Source organism: Rhizobium sp. RAF56 (genome assembly GCF_052113965.1).
Taxonomy (GTDB): domain Bacteria; phylum Pseudomonadota; class Alphaproteobacteria; order Rhizobiales; family Rhizobiaceae; genus Rhizobium.
In genome coordinates this window covers 142,816-158,782 of the sequence record NZ_JBFRDU010000010.1, presented here as the reverse complement: position 1 = coordinate 158,782, position 15,967 = coordinate 142,816, and the positions used below count along the sequence as shown (strand labels likewise).

Below are 15,967 nucleotides of genomic sequence, written 5' to 3'. Positions count from 1 at the left end.
GCCTCCCGTCATGGTATATTGTTGATGCCGAGCGAGGTGAGTGTCGCGCGTCCGGCCTTTGCCGCCAGCGCTTCGCGGGCGCGCAGATAGCTGAGGAAGATCGTTCCGCCCTTGTGGGTAAAGCCCAGATCCTCGGTGCTCATCACGCGCAATCCGAGGCTCACCTTCGCGCGAATAGGATTGAGCGATGGGTCGAACGCCTCCTCGGTGATGGAGAAATCGGTGACGCGCACGGGTACGACGCGGTTGCGGGTCCACACGAATAGGACGAGCGGCGCTTCGGGGGGCAGGATTTCCAGCGTGCCGCCGGCGGTCTGGGCTGCGACCGCGAGCAGCTCGTCGACGCTCGGATTGACGAGAGCCTCGAGCACGGCCAGCTGCGGCGCAATGCCGAACGCAACGGCATTGGCATGGCTCTCGGGGAATTCGAGCTGATCAGTCGCGTCGATTTCGGCATCCAGCTTGATTGTCTCGATGGCCGGACCCTTGAGGCGAAACGGCTGCGCACGCTCGCCGCCGCCGTCTCCACCGACGCCCTGCACCTGGTAGCTGCGCGTCAGCGTGTCCGGATTGTATTGAAGCGCGATCGAATTGCGCACCGCGCCGCCGCCCGGTGCCAGAACCACGAGACCGCCTTTGACGAGCTTGGGAGAGGACGTGAGTGTCATGGGCGCCTCAGAATTTCGAGGACGGTGCCTGTACGGCGGTCCACCGTGTCCCGCGCGTCGATCACCTGCCGCGCCTCAAGGTCATGGCGGGATGCCGCGGAAGCGACTGATTTTTCGAAGCTCACATCGACCTCCTTTTCGACCCGTTTGGCGGCAACAGTCCGCTATGCGCCAGGTGCGCGGCCACCTCATGTCCAATTCGGTCGGCGGGCGTGGGTTGCCGGTTCGCCATCGGCGGATCGGCTTGCCTCAGCGCCTGCGCGATGCCCTCGGCAATTTCCGTCCTTGCGCGCGTCAGCTCCGTGGCGCCCAGATCATCAAGCCTGACGGAGCGCACATGCACATGGATCGTCGGCGGGCGGCTGGGTTGCCTCATGGATTGCCTCCCGGCGCAAGGCTGAAATTGCGCTCCAACTTGGCGAATTCCTCGCGCGCTGCCGTCATCAGCAGGTCCTGATCGATCGGAGCGCCCTTGTCGGCCGCCTTGAAAGCGGCGCTGAGCGCGACGCTGCGGATGTTTCCGCCGGCAAGATTGAGGCGGGCAAGCATTGCAAAGTCGAGGTCGGACACCGGCGCGGCGGTGGGAAACTGCCTGCGCCAAATCTGCTCACGCGCCGCCACATCCGGCAGCGGGAAGGTGACGACGAAGCGGATGCGGCGCAAGAATGCGCGGTCGAGCGCGCTCTTCATGTTGGTGGTCAGCACCGCCAGTCCGCGATAGGCCTCGACCCTCTGCAACAGGTAGGCGACTTCGATGTTGGCGTAGCGATCGTGGCTGTCCTTGACCTCGCTGCGCTTGCCGAACAATGCGTCCGCTTCGTCGAACAGCAGCACCGCGCCGCTTGTCTCTGCGGCATCGAACAGCCGCTTCAAGTTCTTCTCGGTCTCGCCGATATACTTGCTGACGAGCGTCGCCAGATCGACCCGGTAGAGGTCGAGGTTCACTTCATTTGCGATAGCCTCGGCGGCAAGCGTCTTTCCGGTACCGGATTCGCCGGCGAAGAGCGCGACGAGACCTTGTCCGAGCTGGTGCTTCTTGCCGAATTCCCAGTCCCGATAGACACGTTCGCGATGGCGCAGCTGGCGCGCGATGTCGCTGAGCGCGGTGCGCTGGCCGGTTGGCAGAACCACGTCGTCGAAGGTAACTTGGGTGTCTATCCGCTGGGCAAGCGCATCGAGGCCGCCGCGCGCCGCCTCCCGCGCCGCGGCCCATATCGCACCAGCGCGGGCGGCAGCGGGAGGTGCGTCAAGGCGCGCGGCGATGTGTTCGAGCATCGCAGGCCCAAGATGGAATTGCGCGGAGGCTTGGCGCAGCGCGGCCCGGATCTTGGCGTCGTCGCGAATGTCTGGCGGGGCAAGACGTTGCCAGCGGGCAAGCAATGCCTCGCGGCTCTGCCTGATGTCCGGTTTTGGCAATTCGAAGCGCAGGACAGCAGGCCGTGACGGCAGCGCAGAAAGGCCATGCCCCGGCGTGCCGAGCCAGAGCAGGGGGCCTTTCAGCCGTCCGACGAATGCGAGCGCCGTTACCTCGGCGGCAGGGCTGTCGATTGACACGACCGGGATTGCGCCGGTCAGCGCATGCTCACGATCCACATGACGGGCAATCAGGGAGAGGTTGGCCGGGTCGGCGGGAAGATCGAGCGCGGAAATCCACAGCGCCGGCCGGGCCAGCGCGGTTAGGCTCGCCAACGCGAGTTCGCGGATGGAAGCTGGATTGCTCGCCTCCGTATGCAGCACGACCACCGGCCGGCGTTCCTCGTCGGCAAGAAGCGCGGCCACACGCTCAGCCGAGGGCACGTGGTCGCCGATATCGTCGGGCGTGCCCGGCGTGACGAGGCTAGCGATACCTTCTATCTGCGCGTCCGACGCCGAGACCCCTGAGATGAAGTGGAGAATGCGTTCGTCGACGCGAAGCGCGGCCTGTGTCAGCGGAAGACCGGGTTCGGGTTCGACCATATGCCAATAGCGCAACGGCGAGTCCGGCGACAGCGCGTCCCAATGTGGCTGAACCAGCGTCGCCAGCGCGAGACCGTAGCTCGCCCGTGCCGCACCGCCCGAGAAGCCGGATACCGCAATGCGCAGCCCATCATCCAGTTCGAGGCCGGCCACCAGCAACAGGAGTTCACGCTCGAAAGGGGAGAGGAAAAAAGTTTCGGCGCAATGGATCAGGGCCGGCGTGAAGCCCGTTGCCGGTTCAATGGCACTGTCGTGGGCGGTTGGAACCGGCTCCGAAACGGCATTGACCGATCGCGCCTCGATGCGTTGGCGTAGCTGGCTGATGGCGCCGACGAGCCATTCCCTATTCAGTTCGCTCCAGGTCGGAAGCCGGCTGATCGAGGCCGGGCGAGCGTTTTCAAAGGAGGCGTTCATGCCGGCACCGTTATGCGCTGCGTGACGTCAAAAGCTGGCGCCGGGCCGCTGCGGTCGATCAGTACGCTGTCAGTGCCGTCGACCCTCAACCGCACCCAATGCTGCCCGGCCGTGACGGTGTCGGGAAATTCGAACACCAGGGGATCGCTGTTGTTCGCGCGGGGCAGGGCATTGGCCGCGACGGAATCGAGAAGCAGGCTGGCGCGCTGCTCGCGCCGTACTTGCGGGCGTGACGCGATCTTGACGGTGACCTTCGGCGGCACTCCGCCGCGCGTCGCTGTCGCCGCAGGCAAGCCAAGCACGCCGTCGGCCGCTATCACCGGCGCTGCTGCAACCAGCAGCGGGATGGCGTTGGTTTCATGAGGATCGGGCTCTCCGGTCGGAACGAAGCGGATGCTTACCGCCAATTGCCCGGCCGCCAGCGCGCTTTGCGCGGCTGCGTCGTTCGGCAGCGCGAAGGTGACCTTGGCTCCGGCTGCGTCGATCGCGGTCGGCGGAATTTCGAATGGAGCGGCGAAGAGCCGGTGGGAGAGCCGCACGACATGGCCCGCGCCGATCAGCCTGACGCCGGTGATCGTAACCGGCTCTCCGAGCCGGGCAGCCGTCTGCTCGGTTTGCGGCACGGTCGTCAGAAGCGTGGGAAGCGGCGGCAGCAGATCAGGATTGACCACCACGCCACGATCACGATGCGTGACCGTATCGCGTTTACCACGCGACAACACCGGCAGAGGGGAAACCGCCGGCTTGGTGCCTTCGATCAGCACGACCGAGACCTGATAGGCCGACGATGGCCGGTAGTGTGTCTGGATCGCCGACCAGAGCTTGGACATGTCGTCGGTGCTCATCGCGGAAGGGGTGATCTTGATCTGCTCGACCTGTTCGGCAAGGTCCGAGGCGGTCAGCGCCTGGAACGCGGGCGGCAGCATGCTCACATCAAGCGGGCTTGGGTCGAGCGCCCGCCGGATGGCGGCCCGGTCGAGCATTGGCCGCTCGTGGAGCAGGTGCATAGCGTAGCCCAGCAGGATCTCCGCCTGAAAATCGGCCCTGCCGTAGGCGGTCAGAAGATAGTGCAGATCGAGCGCCAGGGGCGCATTGGTGAGCCGCTCGCCGCTGGCAGCTCCACGGGACGGCAGATCGGCATTGCGCCAGCCCTGATTGGGGGTAACCTGATGCAGGAAGAGGTTGAGCTTCAGCGGCGCGTCGTCGTTATCGAGGTCGATCATGTCGGGCGCCACCGCACTGACATCGACTGTCACGCCCATAGCCGCGCCCGCCTCGACAAGGCCGTTATCAAGCAGGTTGCGCAGGACGGCGCTGACAGCGCCGATGGCAAGCGGCGAACTCATCCCTGCCTCCCCGATCCATTGCCGCGAAGGTAGTCCGAGAGCGATACGGCCGGCTGGGGTCGCTCCCGGCGTTGTTCGACGGCAGGTTTCGGCGAGGGTGCCGAGCGCACTTCAAGCCGGTCGATGGTGACGTGAACGATCGGGCTTTCCTGGTTGCGGGCAGAAATACGGCCCGCCATCGCCGTGTCGCTGATCGGCGCGGACAGTGTGCGCGCCGCCGCGTCTGCGACCGCCGCAGCGCTCGGACGATCGGTCACCTGCGTGGCCCGAGGGGCCCGCAATGGAGCCGGCTGGGGGGGGTCTCTATTTGCTCGATACGCATCCGATGGAGCGGGGTGCACCGTCTGCCCTTGCCTCGCATTCGCGTGCAGCGGAGATGGCGAAGCCTCGGGTTGGTCGGCGTCTGCGACGCGGACCAGTAGAGGGCGATCGCTTCGTTGGCTTTGGTCGCTGTCAAGGGTCGGGCGTTGCGGCGGGTTGCTCGCATCCGAGGATAAAGGCGCATGCCGGATTGCGTCGATGCCGTCGGCCGTTTCCGCAGCTGCGCGGTTGAAATCGGGGGGGAAGGCCGCTGCTGCCGAAGGTTCGGCAAATCTTGACGGCAAGGAGATGTGCGCCGCGTTGGCGGGTGCGCGGTTGAGGGCGATGCGGACGAGATTGTCGAGAAAGTGCGTCATGACACCGCCGAAAGTTGCAGATAGGCGGCGCGCCGGGTCGGCGACAGGCCCATCACCTGATCCTCGGTCCATCCATAGGTGCGCGCCAAGGCATCCACTTCCATCAGTGACCGTTCCGCGGCATGCCGCAATTCGGTCCAGAGCGCATCGCCGACATCGATCACGGCCGACCATTCGCCCGCACAGGCGGGGCAGGACAAGCCGAAGGTGACGACGGCCGCCGGGTCGAGCGCTTCCAGACCGGTCGCGAGGTCATCGATCGCTTCCTCGTCCATCCCCGAGAGGTCGAGATCGCCGGAAAGGCAGCGGGAAAGCAGGGCACGGGTCGCTTTGCGGTCGTCTTCCAAGTGCGAAATTGCCCTGAGGTCGTCGATATCGGGCGCTCGGAGCACGACGGGCTGCCCTGCGCACGCAATCGCGACGCTCGTCTCTCGTGGCACCAGCCGATCGAGTTCTTCAGCAAGGGAGGGGCTGTCGATCTCAAACTCGCAGTCGCAACCGCATGCCGGGCATCTGCTTTTCAGCGGCCATGCCGTACCGAACAGCGCGCTTCGCACACCGAGGAGGGCTGCGTTCCTGGCGCCCAGTCCGCGAGGCAGCGCACCATGCTCGGAAAACAACGCATCGTCTCGCTGCCAGCGCGACAGGCCGACGGCGCGTTCCCACAAGAGCAGGATGCTCGTTTCGCGATCGTGGTTTGAGGGACGCGTCATCATCGGCCTCGTCAAGCCGGTTCGGTGAACCGGGGTTCGGCCGGCTCTGTCACGGCCGTGTCGCGTTCCCAGCCCTCGTTTTCAAGCTTCAGCGTCTGGATCGCCACGGCATTGGCGTTTGCATCGAGGTCCGGCAGGGCCTGAAATTCGGAGACCCAGCAGCGGAAGACTTTGTAGGCAAGCGCCAATTGCCCGGCTTCGTTGTAGAATTCGATGATGAGGTCCTTGCGGAAATCCTGAAGCGACACCTCCGAGCCTAGGCCAGCGCCAAAATTCCAGACCTTATTGGCCCATTTTTCGAACTCGGTGTCGTGCGTGACGCCGCGCTCCAGCGTGATCGCTTCGAATTTGGTGCGACCCGGCGACTTGCGGCTGGAGGAGGGGTCGCCGCCTTCGCGATGCTCGACGACCTCGGTGCTTCGCTTGAGGGCCGAAACCTTGCTGATCCCGGCCACATAGCGGCCGTCCCACTTCACCCTGAACTTGAAGTTCTTATAGGGATCGAAGCGCTGCGGGTTGACGGAAAACTGAGCCATAAATGTCTCCTTTCAACGCCTTCGAACATGAGGTCGGAAAATGGTCGGACGTCATGCGGCTTTATGTCGGGATGTCCCCTGCGATCTGCTGGATCTTGATGACGACGAATTCCGCGGGCTTGAGCGGTGCGAAGCCGACGAAGATGTTGACGATGCCGAGGTTGATGTCAGCCTGCGTGGTCGTCTCGCTGTCGCATTTCACGAAATAGGCCTGGCGTGGGGTGGTGCCCTGGAAGGCGCCCTGCCGGAACAGGCCTTGCATGAACGCGCCGATATTGAGCCGGATCTGCGCCCAGAGCGGTTCGTCGTTGGGCTCGAAGACGACCCATTGCGTTCCGCGATAGAGGCTTTCCTCCAGGAATAGCGCCATGCGACGCACCGGCAGGTATTTCCATTCGGAGCCTCGGTCATTGTCGCCGTCGAGCGTGCGCGCGCCCCAGATGACATTGCCGTAGACCGGCAGCGTGCGCAGGCAGTTGACCGCATGCGGATTGAGCTGGCCGTTCTCCGCGTCGCTCATGGTGATCGCAAGCCCGGTCGCACCCGTGAGGCTGGCCTCGGTTCCGGCCGGCGCTTTCCAGACACCGCGCGAAGCGTCGGTGCGGGCAAAGATGCCGGCCGCGAAACCGCATGGGGGAAATGCGCGCAATGCGCCCTGCTGCAGCGGGTCTGGCGCCTGCACCCAGGGGAAATAAAGAGCTGAATAGGAGGCATCGACGCCAGTCTTGCCGGCAAGCGAACCCACGACCGTCGCCACCGTTTCCGTATCGCCGCAATCGACGATCAGGAAAGCCCGCCGCTCATGCGCATGCTGCTGCATCTTGGCGACAGTGGCCGGCTCTGTGAGGCCGGGCACGCAGATGATGTTGAAAAGATCGATGCGATCGGCGATGCCGCCGACGTCGAAAAGGGTCGTCAGCGCCGTGCGGAATGTCGAATCCGTAGGCCCGATCACCGTCCCATCCACACCCGGGGTGGTGCTGTCGAGGACCACTGTCCCGTTTCCGGGCGTCGTCGTGGAGGTAGTTGTGAGCTTGTCGAGGAAACCGGAGCGGCCATTGATGACGGCCGGCGCAAAGCGGGGATCAGCCGGATCCATCGACAGGTTGGTGAAGGATTCCAACACGGCATTGTTGCTGGAGGGCAGGATGACGTCGAGCCGGAAGCGCGTTGCATCGTCGGGGCGTTGCGTCAGCTGGACGCTGTAGCTATGCGCCCAGGCGCCGGGAGAATTGGCTGGAATGTGAAGGTCGCCGATGTCGCAATCGCCGGTCTTGGCGTCCGCAGCGGCGATCCGCAGGATATAGGCGTCCGAGCCGCCATTGTCATAGAAATGGCGCACGGAATAGCCGAGGAGCGCGCGCGCGTCGAGACCGCCATAGGCGCGCTCGTAGTCCGGGAAACTCGTGAGCCGCGTCGCCTTGTCGATGGGACCGCGCGGGGCCCAGCCGACGAACAGCGTGATGGAGGTGGCAACGCCCGTGATGGTGCGCACGCCGCTCGAAAGTTCCTCGATATAAACACCGGGCTGGAGAAGAGCTACAGGCATTGCAAAGCCTCTTTCGATCAATGCGTCGCGTGGGCTTTCTGCGGCCGAATTAGCTCCGGTCGCAGCGCTCAGGCGCTGCGGTTTTCGAACCTGTCCTGTCTGACATCAAAGATCATCGATGCAAACGCGCGGACTGGGAGCTGACACTCAGAGCCATGGCTCATGCATCTCACCTCCCGCCCGTCCGAAATCCGGGGCGTTCTCTTCTCTTGATTTGGTTATGATGTTTCCTGCGCCCTAGGCAAAGCCGTTCCGGCGCAACGTTCCCATCGATGATCTTAGGTCGATGTCCCTTCGTTTTTTGCAACTACTGCGAATATTAGCAATCACTTGGCTCGCGTGGGTGATGGAATTGTCGCACTCACCGAAAGCATGCGAATGGGCCAAACGGTCTAGGCGCACCCAGCGCGAAGATGTAGACCTTTCGCCCGAGGTTGAGTGCAGGCGCTCGTGGTCTCCGGCTGAGGCCGGCAGATCCAAGATCTCCTGGTGCTGGCTATCGGCAGGCGGCTATTGGAAACTGTCGTTGCCGTTGCCGCCGGAGTGCAGCAGTTGCGCGGCCGCTTCGCCGCGTCGGCGTACCCGCATTTTGCTTAGAATGCTGTGAACGTGGGTTTTGACGGTTGCGTTCTGTATGCCGAGTTGCCGGGCGATGTGCTTGTTCGACAGGCCTTCGCTCATCAGCGAGGCGATCTCACGTTCGCGCGGGGTCAGCATCTCGCCCTCCGCTCTCGGCAAAGGCCGGGGAACGTGCGTTATGACGCGGTTAAGAAGCATGCCGGCGGTGCGGGGAGAGCAGACTAACTCGCCCCGGATTGCCGAGTGCACGGCTGCCACGACGTCATTGGCCGATCCGCTGGGAGAAACGAATCCAGAAACGCCGGCTTCGGCGCAAGCGATCACGACATGCTCGACCTCGGGAACCCCAAGCGCGACGATCTTCACATCAGGCATAACGGCGCGGATGGGTCCGGAACAATCAAGCCCGCTGGACACGGCGATATCGAGGATCAGGACGTCGGGATTGAAATCTGCGATACGGCGCGGTGGTATCGACAGGTCGGACTGGCCGACCACCTGAACGGACGTTTGCGTGGAAAGGGCGAACGCCACTCCCTCGCGCAGCAGGCGAGTGTCGCTGAGAACGAAGACCCTTGGACGCTCCCGTCCGATCCGCATCGCATCGTCGCAGAGTATGGGAAATGAATGAGCTTCCTGGGCCATATCGTCTCCATCTGCGAACGAGCGATCGAGCGCGTCCGCCGTCCCGGCGTGGATCATTCTTCTTCTGCTTGATAGTCACTTTGGCCACTGTTTTGCCAAACGGCAAGACTGCGCGGCAAAGACGGTGCCTAAAAGAGCACGGGTGGGCCTGGGCATATTGCCGCGCGCGGGTCTTTTAGATCACCAACTCCCAACAGGGAAATGACAGGGAAGTTGGTTCATGCAGGACTGGAGCCGCTGCCACCTATCTATCTTATATTCCTTAAATAAATAGTGATCCTGTTAATTTGCGCGCCTCGAGCAGGCCGACGAGATTGGCCGGCCAAAGGCGGTCGGGGAGCTGTGTTTAGCGAAACGATCCCAAAATAATTTTGAGCATATGCCTCAGCGGGAGGCGCCCCATAGGAACGCCAGCGCGGCAACAACCCCGAGAGCCGCAAGCGGGCGCTCCCTGACGATGTTCTTAATGCCGTCCGTTACGGAACGCGCGTCCTCGCTTGCGACCGGCGTCAGCGCCGTCGGATCGGGATTGATCTTCACGCGTTGGGCTTCCTCCGCATCGGTGCGACCGGACGGAATGCTCGTCCTCGTCATCGACACGGGGTCGGAGGCCGGAAAGCTGTCTTCAAGTCCCCTGTCGAGTTCTCCCTTCGCTGCCTTGTCGCGCTGCTTTGCCTGTTCCTGCTCCATGGATTCCACTGCTGGCGATTTGCTTGTGTTGTCAGGCATCCGTTTCTCCTTCGATCATGCCCACTAATCCCCGCCGCTGGTGGAAGTTCCAGGGGAAGGCGTTTCATTTTATTGCTGCCGGACTATCGCCGACGCCTGCTGTTGCCCAACGACCTGGCATCAAGCTCCGCCTGGAGGCTCGCCCGGTGGCCAAATCCCGCAAAAATGACGGAAGCTCCGCGTCGCCGCCGATTGAAAGGTCGCTCGCCGACGCTAGTTCATCCTGAAATCAATCAGAGGTAACTCATATGGAAAATGCAGGCACAGGCTGGATCGCCGCAATCATCATCGGTGGCATCGCAGGATGGCTCGCTGAAATGTTCATGAAGAGCAATATGGGCGTGCTGATGAACATCATACTCGGCATCGTCGGAGCAATCGTGGCGAACGCCATCCTGTCGCTCTTCGGGGTCGTCTTGGGCGGATGGGTGGGATATTTGATCGCCGGTTTCGTGGGAGCCTGCATCCTCATCGCGATCGCGCGCATGTTCAGGCGAACTGTCTGACGCTTCGCCAGAATGTCCATCGACTGACGGCGTCTCGCCCCGACAAGATTTGTAACGCCGGGACGAGACCGGGCATTTTCGTCCGGCGTGGAACAGCGGCGTGATCTCGGCGTTATCGCACGCTAGTGCGGCCCGGAGAAAACGCGATGTCGAAAATCTTTTCCAAATTTGCAACCGTCATTGCCGACCTGTCCGGCAAGCCCGCGACCTTCGTCGCCGCGGTTGCGCTCGTCCTGGTTTGGGCGGTATCAGGCCCCTTCTTCGGTTACTCCGAGACGTGGCAGCTCGTCATCAACACGTCGACCACGATCATAACGTTTCTGATGGTCTTCGTGCTTCAGAACTCTCAAAACCGCGACGGCAAGGCGCTGCAGGCAAAGCTCGACGAACTGATCCTGACGTCGCAGGCCCAGAACAAGTTCGTGGGGATCGAGAAGCTCGATGAGCAGGAGCTTCGAGACATGAGCAAGACGCTGGCCGAGAAGGCTGAGTGCGTCGAAGAAGTGGCGGACGAGAAGGCCGAGGCGGGGCGTTGATCGCGTCAGCCATCCGCCCGGCGATCCCCAATCATCGCTTCAAGCACGTGGACCTCATGTTGCTCGACGCCGATCCAGTGGTTCCCGGCGGCATCGCTCGAGCGGATCAATTCGTCCACCTTTGCCTGTAGTGCTTGGGTGTCCCGATTTTGGGAGTGCTGCATCAGGAGCAGCAGAAACAGCGTGGTTATGGTTCCAACAGCGTTGGAGAGCAGGAACCACTCCTGAGGTAAGCCCATAGCAATCCCGAAAGCACACCACACTGCAATGGCAATAACGACGCCGGCCAGCATGAGGTGATGCCCTGCCAACATTACGGCGGTTTCCGACATGCGGAGAAAATGAGATCGCGTGGCCATTGGCGAAAGAATGCGCCAGGAGCCAGCGGGTTCCCGCCGGATCGGATTGGTCGCCCGATGCGCTCTCAAAGAGCAGGCCGCCCGGGGGAGGCGGCCCTAGAAGGGGGTCAACGTTCGAAGGGTTCTCCGAGCGAGGCGATGCCGTTCAGTTTCAGCAAGCGGCGGTCGGCGGAGATTATCCCGAGCACGATGATCGTGACCAGATAGGGCAGGCTGGACAGAAGTTGCGAGGGAAGGCCCACGCCAGTTGCCTGAGCCGCCAGTCCCATCAGGGATACGGCGCCGAAGAGGCAGGCTCCCAGGAAGATCCGGCCGGTGAGCCACGTGCCGAAGACGACAAGGGCGATTGCGATCCAGCCGCGCCCTGCGATCATCCCGTCGGCCCAGAGCGGCGTATAGACCACCGCTGCATAAGCGCCGGCGAAGCCCGCCATCGTTCCGCCGAACGCGATCGCGGCGACGCGGACGGCGATAACAGGATAGCCGATGGCGTGGGCCGCTTTCGGGTTCTCGCCGATGGCCCGGATGACAAGGCCGGTCTTCGTGTACGCAAACATCGCCCATATGCCGAGGGTGGCGGCAAGCGAAAGCCACACGACGATGTCCTGAACGAAAAGACCGCCGATGACCGGGATCTTGGCAAGCAATGGAAGGGCGATTTTCGAGATGCCGGTGACCGTGAGCGCCTCGTAGCTCTTGCCAAAAAGCGCCGAAAGGCCCTGTCCGAGGATGCCGATCGCCAGGCCCGTCGCCACCTGGTTCGCTCTAAAGCCGAGCGCGATGAAGGCGAAGACGAGCGAAAGAGCAGCGCCGCCGGCTCCCGCGGCGACGAAGGCGAGAACATGGCCGCCGCCGTGATAGACGATGATGAAGGCGAGCACCGCGCCGAAGGCCATTAGGCCTTCCACGCCGAGATTCATAACGCCCGCTCGCTCGACGACCAGCTCGCCGAGTGCCGCGAGCAGAAACGGCGTCGCGGCCGCGAGCATGCCGGCAATGATGAACTCTATGGCGTTCATGATTGACTCCGGTGGGTGGCGCGTGGCCATTCGAGACGGTAGCGCACGAAGGCGATGGCGATGAGGTAGCCGAGGAGCAGGCTGCCCTGGAAGACGCGAACGGCAGCGATCGGCAGGTTCGCCGACACCATCGCATTGTCTCCGCCGATATAGAGGGCCGCCATGATCAGCGCCGAGAAAACGATGCCGATCGGGTGCAGTCCGCCGAGATAGGCGACGATGATGGCGGCATAGCCATAGCCGGTCGAGATCGAGCGCTGCAGCTGCCCGAGGGGGCCCGCGACCTCAGCGGCACCCGCAAGGCCGGCGGCAAAGCCGCCGATGAGCAGTGACAGCCAGATCGCCCAGCCCTCATTGAAGCCTGCGTAGCCGGCCGCCCGTGGTGCGAGGCCGCCGACTTGGAGTTTATAGCCGGTGAAGCTTTTCTGCATGAAGACCCAGGCCACGGCCGAGAGGACAAGCGTGATCAGCAGCGAAACGTTGACGCGGGTGCCCGAAATCAAAAGCGGCACCGTCGCATCGTACTGGAACATCACGGACTGCGGGAAATTGAAGCCGTGAGGGTCCTTCCAAGGGCCGAGGAGCAGGTAGTAGAGCAACTGCGCCGCGACGAGGCTCAGCATCAGCGACACGAGGATTTCGTTGGCATTGAGCCTGACGCGCCAGAATGCGGTGAGCGAAGCCCAGAGCGCCCCGCCGATCGCGCCAAGCAGCAGCATCGCCGGCCAGATCCACTGACCCGTCGCCTGCGGAAAGTAGATAGGGATCGCGGAGGCGAAGAGCGCGCCAAGAATGAACTGGCCCTCCGCGCCGATGTTAAAGACCTTGGCGCGAAAGCCGATCGCAAGTCCTTGCGCGATGAGAAGCAGCGGGCCGAACTTCAAGAGCACTTCCGAGAACGAGGCCCAGGACAGGAACGGCTCAAGCAGCATCGCGTAGACGACGGCGGCCGGATCGCGGCCCATCAGCACGTAGAGGCCCAGATTGAGGATCGTGGCCACGATGAGCGCAATCGCAGGCGCGAGCACTGTCGCAACGAGCGACGCGCGCTCCCGGCGGACGAAGGTCGGAAGGAAGGCGGTGGACGAAATGCTCATGCCAGGGCTTTCTCCGATGATACCTGTGCCCCGATCATGTATCGGCCGATGTCCTCGGGCTTCGTGTCCCGGGGGACCAGCGGCCGACTGAGGGTGCCGTGGTAGAGCACCTGGATGGAATCGCAGAGTTCGAAGAGCTCCTCGAGCTCCTCGGAAATGACGAGGATGGCCATGCCCTCGTTGCGCAGCGTGATCAGCCGCCGGCGAATGGCGGAGGCCGCGCCGACGTCGACGCCCCAGGTCGGCTGCGCCACGAACAGCAGTTTCGGTGCCAGCATGATCTCTCGGCCGACGATGAACTTCTGAAGGTTGCCCCCGGAGAGCGAGCCGGCTTCGGCTTCGGGGCCGGGCGTGCGGACATCATATTGACGGATGCAATCTTTGGTGAAGGCCGTTGCCTTCGCCTTGTCGACCAGACCGCGACGCACAAGCTCCAGCGGATGAGCCGTCAGCAGGCTGTTGAGGACGAGCGACATTTCGGGCACGGCGCCGCGTCCGAGCCGGTCTTCGGGAACGAAGGCAAATCCGAGCCGCCGGCGGGCTGCCGCGTCGAGCGTGCCCACGTCCGTTCCCATCATGAGTATCCGGTCGCGCGAGGCGCGTGGCAGTACCTGTTCACCGGATATCAAGGTGGCGAGCTCGCTTTGGCCGTTGCCGGAAACGCCTGCGATCCCCAAAATTTCGCCGGCCCGCACTGTCAGGTTGATATTCGAAAGCGACACCGCGAAGGGATCGTCCGGTTGGTGGTCGAGGCCCACGATTTCGAGCCGTTTTTCGCCGCCGGAGTGCGGCAGCGCCGGCATCGGCTCCGGCATGTCGCGGCCGATCATCATGCGGGCAAGATCGTGGGCATCGTGTTCGCGCGGATCCACATTCCCGGTCACTCGTCCGGCTCGCAGGATGGTGGCCCGGTCGCAGATCGCCCGGATTTCCTCCAGCTTGTGGGAGATGAAGAGGATCGAAACTCCGCCATCGCGCAGACGTCGCAAGGTTTCGAACAGCTTGCCCACCAGTTGCGGCGGCAGCACGGAAGTCGGCTCGTCAAGGATCAGCAGCTTGGGATTGGTCATCAGGCATCGGATGATCTCCACCCGCTGCCGCTCTCCGACGGAAAGCGTGTGCACATGCGCGAGCGGATCGACCTCCAGGCCGAAGTCGCGCCCAAGCGCGCGGATGCGTCCAATGAGATCGGCCTTGCGGCCCGGCACGACGAGGTGAATGTTTTCCACCACCGTCAGGGTCTCGAACAGCGAAAAGTGCTGGAAGACCATACCGATGCCCTTGCGCCTTGCCTCCGCGGGAGAGGCAAGGGCGAGCGTTTCCCCTTCCCAGACGACGGTTCCGTCGTCTGGTTGCTCGACGCCGTAGATCATCTTCATCAGCGTCGATTTGCCCGCTCCGTTCTCTCCGAGGATCGCGTGGATCGAACGCGGAGCGACGTCCAGATCGATACCTTGGTTGGCATGGATCTGGCCGTAGGCCTTCGAGATGCCGCGGAGCGACAGGAGCGGGGCGGTCATGGGCTTACTTCGGCAGCGGCGTGGTCACGCCCTTGACGTGCCAGTCCATGGCGATGATGTCGGCATCGGACAGTGTCGCGCCGGAGGCGACCGCTTCACTGCCGTCGGCCTTGCTGATCGGTCCGGCGAACGGCGAGGCGCTCTTGTCGGCAATCTTGGCCTCGACTTCCTTGATCTTCGTCATGACATCGGCCGGGATGCTCGGGCTCCAGTCGGTCACATGGACGACTTTCTCCGCCATGCCGAGGAAGGCATTGGCGCCCTTGAAGGTGCCGGCGAGATGGGCGTCAACCGAAGCCTTGAAGAAGGGCGACCAATCCGTCGCGGCGCAACCGAGGTAGAACTTCGGCGCGTATTTCTTCATCGAAGAGTTGAGGTTCAGCGAATAGACGCCAGCTTCCTCGCAGGCCGCCACGACCGACGGTGTGTCCTGCGCGTTGGAGAAGATGACGTCGCAATTCTGCGCGACCAGGGCCTTGGCTGCTTCCTGTTCCTTGGCCGGATCGAACCAAGAGTTTACCCAGACGACCGACACTTCGGCTTTCGGGTTGACCGCCTGGGCGCCGAGCGTGAAGGCGTTGATGGAGGCGATCAGTTCCGGAATGGCAAAGGCGGAAACCGAGCCGAGCTTGCCGGTCTTGGAGACGGCCGCGGCCGCCATGCCGAGCAGGTATGTGCCTTCGAAATTCTTGGCGGCGAACGGCGAGAAGTTCGGGGCCACCTCGAAACCGGAGGCATGCAACACGGTGACCTTCGGGTTGCGGCGGGCGATCTGGAGGGCGCCGTTCTGATAACCGAAGGAGCCGGCGATCAGGAAGTTGTTCCCGTCAGCGACCGTCTTGTTCATGATGCGGTCGGCATCCGGGCCTTCCGCGATGTTCTCGAGCACGGTGATCTTCACCTTGTCACCATAGGCTGCCTTGACCGGTTCGAGGCCGGCTTGAAGCGCGTGGCCCCAGCCGACATCGCCGATCGGCGAGGGCACGACGAGGGTGATGCCGAGCGGCGCGTCGGCGGCGAATGCAGCGCGGCTCCCGAAGGCGCCGGCAAGTCCGGCGGCGGCAACGCCCTGCATGAGGGTTCTACGGGTGATGTTCGTCATGTTGGTTCCCCTTTCG

At 63.3% G+C, this 15,967-nt stretch carries 18 protein-coding genes; 2 read left to right on the top strand and 16 right to left on the bottom strand.

Annotated features, from left to right (window positions below):
* Positions 1–8 precede the first annotated feature (8 nt).
* The 11 genes from AB4048_RS11005 to AB4048_RS10955 form a co-directional block, all read right to left on the bottom strand.
* Positions 9–668 carry a CIS tube protein gene (locus tag AB4048_RS11005; protein ID WP_442201988.1) on the bottom strand — a complete coding sequence of 220 codons (660 nt, stop codon included), beginning with the start codon at positions 666–668 and terminating at the stop codon, positions 9–11.
* A complete protein-coding gene (locus AB4048_RS11000; protein WP_442201987.1) occupies positions 665–793 on the bottom strand; it encodes a hypothetical protein in 129 nt (42 codons plus the stop codon). The genes AB4048_RS11005 and AB4048_RS11000 overlap by 4 nt, the downstream gene beginning before the upstream one ends.
* On the bottom strand, positions 790–1,044 hold the full coding sequence (locus AB4048_RS10995) for a hypothetical protein (protein WP_442201986.1): 255 nt from the start codon (positions 1,042–1,044) through the stop codon (positions 790–792). Before AB4048_RS10995 ends, AB4048_RS11000 begins: the two co-directional genes overlap by 4 nt.
* On the bottom strand, positions 1,041–3,038 hold the full coding sequence (locus AB4048_RS10990) for an ATP-binding protein (protein WP_442201985.1): 1,998 nt from the start codon (positions 3,036–3,038) through the stop codon (positions 1,041–1,043). The genes AB4048_RS10995 and AB4048_RS10990 overlap by 4 nt, the downstream gene beginning before the upstream one ends.
* Complete coding sequence (locus tag AB4048_RS10985) at positions 3,035–4,384, bottom strand: DUF4255 domain-containing protein (protein ID WP_442201984.1); 1,350 nt, start codon at positions 4,382–4,384, stop codon at positions 3,035–3,037. The genes AB4048_RS10990 and AB4048_RS10985 overlap by 4 nt, the downstream gene beginning before the upstream one ends.
* Positions 4,381–4,641, bottom strand: a complete 261-nt coding sequence (locus AB4048_RS10980) for a hypothetical protein (RefSeq protein ID WP_442201983.1) — start codon at positions 4,639–4,641, stop codon at positions 4,381–4,383. The genes AB4048_RS10985 and AB4048_RS10980 overlap by 4 nt, the downstream gene beginning before the upstream one ends.
* 416 nt (positions 4,642–5,057) lie before the next feature.
* Complete coding sequence (locus tag AB4048_RS10975; protein ID WP_442201982.1) at positions 5,058–5,774, bottom strand: hypothetical protein; 717 nt, start codon at positions 5,772–5,774, stop codon at positions 5,058–5,060.
* Positions 5,775–5,785: 11 nt separating this feature from the next.
* The gene (locus tag AB4048_RS10970; RefSeq protein ID WP_442201981.1) at positions 5,786–6,310 is read right to left on the bottom strand and encodes a phage tail protein; all 525 of its coding nucleotides are present in this window, start codon (positions 6,308–6,310) and stop codon (positions 5,786–5,788) included.
* A gap of 61 nt (positions 6,311–6,371) precedes the next feature.
* Positions 6,372–7,859 (bottom strand): phage tail sheath family protein, encoded by a 1,488-nt coding sequence (locus AB4048_RS10965; protein ID WP_442201980.1) that lies wholly within the window; start codon positions 7,857–7,859, stop codon positions 6,372–6,374.
* Between the two features lie 510 nt (positions 7,860–8,369).
* A complete protein-coding gene (locus AB4048_RS10960) occupies positions 8,370–9,083 on the bottom strand; it encodes a LuxR C-terminal-related transcriptional regulator (RefSeq protein ID WP_442201979.1) in 714 nt (237 codons plus the stop codon).
* A gap of 384 nt (positions 9,084–9,467) precedes the next feature.
* Positions 9,468–9,812, bottom strand: a complete 345-nt coding sequence (locus tag AB4048_RS10955; RefSeq protein ID WP_442201978.1) for a hypothetical protein — start codon at positions 9,810–9,812, stop codon at positions 9,468–9,470.
* Between the two features lie 248 nt (positions 9,813–10,060).
* On the opposite strand from AB4048_RS10955, the gene AB4048_RS10950 reads away from it, so the two are divergent.
* Both AB4048_RS10950 and AB4048_RS10945 read left to right on the top strand, forming a co-directional pair.
* Positions 10,061–10,318: a GlsB/YeaQ/YmgE family stress response membrane protein gene (locus AB4048_RS10950; RefSeq protein WP_442201977.1), complete on the top strand. Its 258-nt coding sequence runs from the start codon at positions 10,061–10,063 to the stop codon at positions 10,316–10,318.
* A gap of 146 nt (positions 10,319–10,464) precedes the next feature.
* A complete protein-coding gene (locus tag AB4048_RS10945) occupies positions 10,465–10,854 on the top strand; it encodes a low affinity iron permease family protein (RefSeq protein ID WP_442201976.1) in 390 nt (129 codons plus the stop codon).
* A gap of 5 nt (positions 10,855–10,859) precedes the next feature.
* Here the strand turns inward: AB4048_RS10945 and AB4048_RS10940 are convergent, their stop codons facing one another.
* The 5 genes from AB4048_RS10940 to AB4048_RS10920 all read right to left on the bottom strand — a co-directional run bounded on the left by AB4048_RS10940 (position 10,860) and on the right by AB4048_RS10920 (position 15,951).
* Positions 10,860–11,186, bottom strand: coding sequence for a low affinity iron permease family protein (locus tag AB4048_RS10940; protein WP_442202009.1), 327 nt, complete (start codon positions 11,184–11,186; stop codon positions 10,860–10,862).
* A 134-nt stretch (positions 11,187–11,320) separates the two neighbouring features.
* Entirely contained in the window at positions 11,321–12,232 is a 912-nt protein-coding gene (locus tag AB4048_RS10935) for an ABC transporter permease (RefSeq protein WP_442201975.1), read from the bottom strand.
* On the bottom strand, positions 12,229–13,329 hold the full coding sequence (locus tag AB4048_RS10930) for an ABC transporter permease (RefSeq protein WP_442201974.1): 1,101 nt from the start codon (positions 13,327–13,329) through the stop codon (positions 12,229–12,231). Before AB4048_RS10930 ends, AB4048_RS10935 begins: the two co-directional genes overlap by 4 nt.
* Positions 13,326–14,849 carry an ABC transporter ATP-binding protein gene (locus AB4048_RS10925; RefSeq protein ID WP_442201973.1) on the bottom strand — a complete coding sequence of 508 codons (1,524 nt, stop codon included), beginning with the start codon at positions 14,847–14,849 and terminating at the stop codon, positions 13,326–13,328. Before AB4048_RS10925 ends, AB4048_RS10930 begins: the two co-directional genes overlap by 4 nt.
* 4 nt (positions 14,850–14,853) lie before the next feature.
* Complete coding sequence (locus tag AB4048_RS10920; protein ID WP_442201972.1) at positions 14,854–15,951, bottom strand: BMP family ABC transporter substrate-binding protein; 1,098 nt, start codon at positions 15,949–15,951, stop codon at positions 14,854–14,856.
* Between the last annotated feature and the right edge of the window lie 16 nt (positions 15,952–15,967).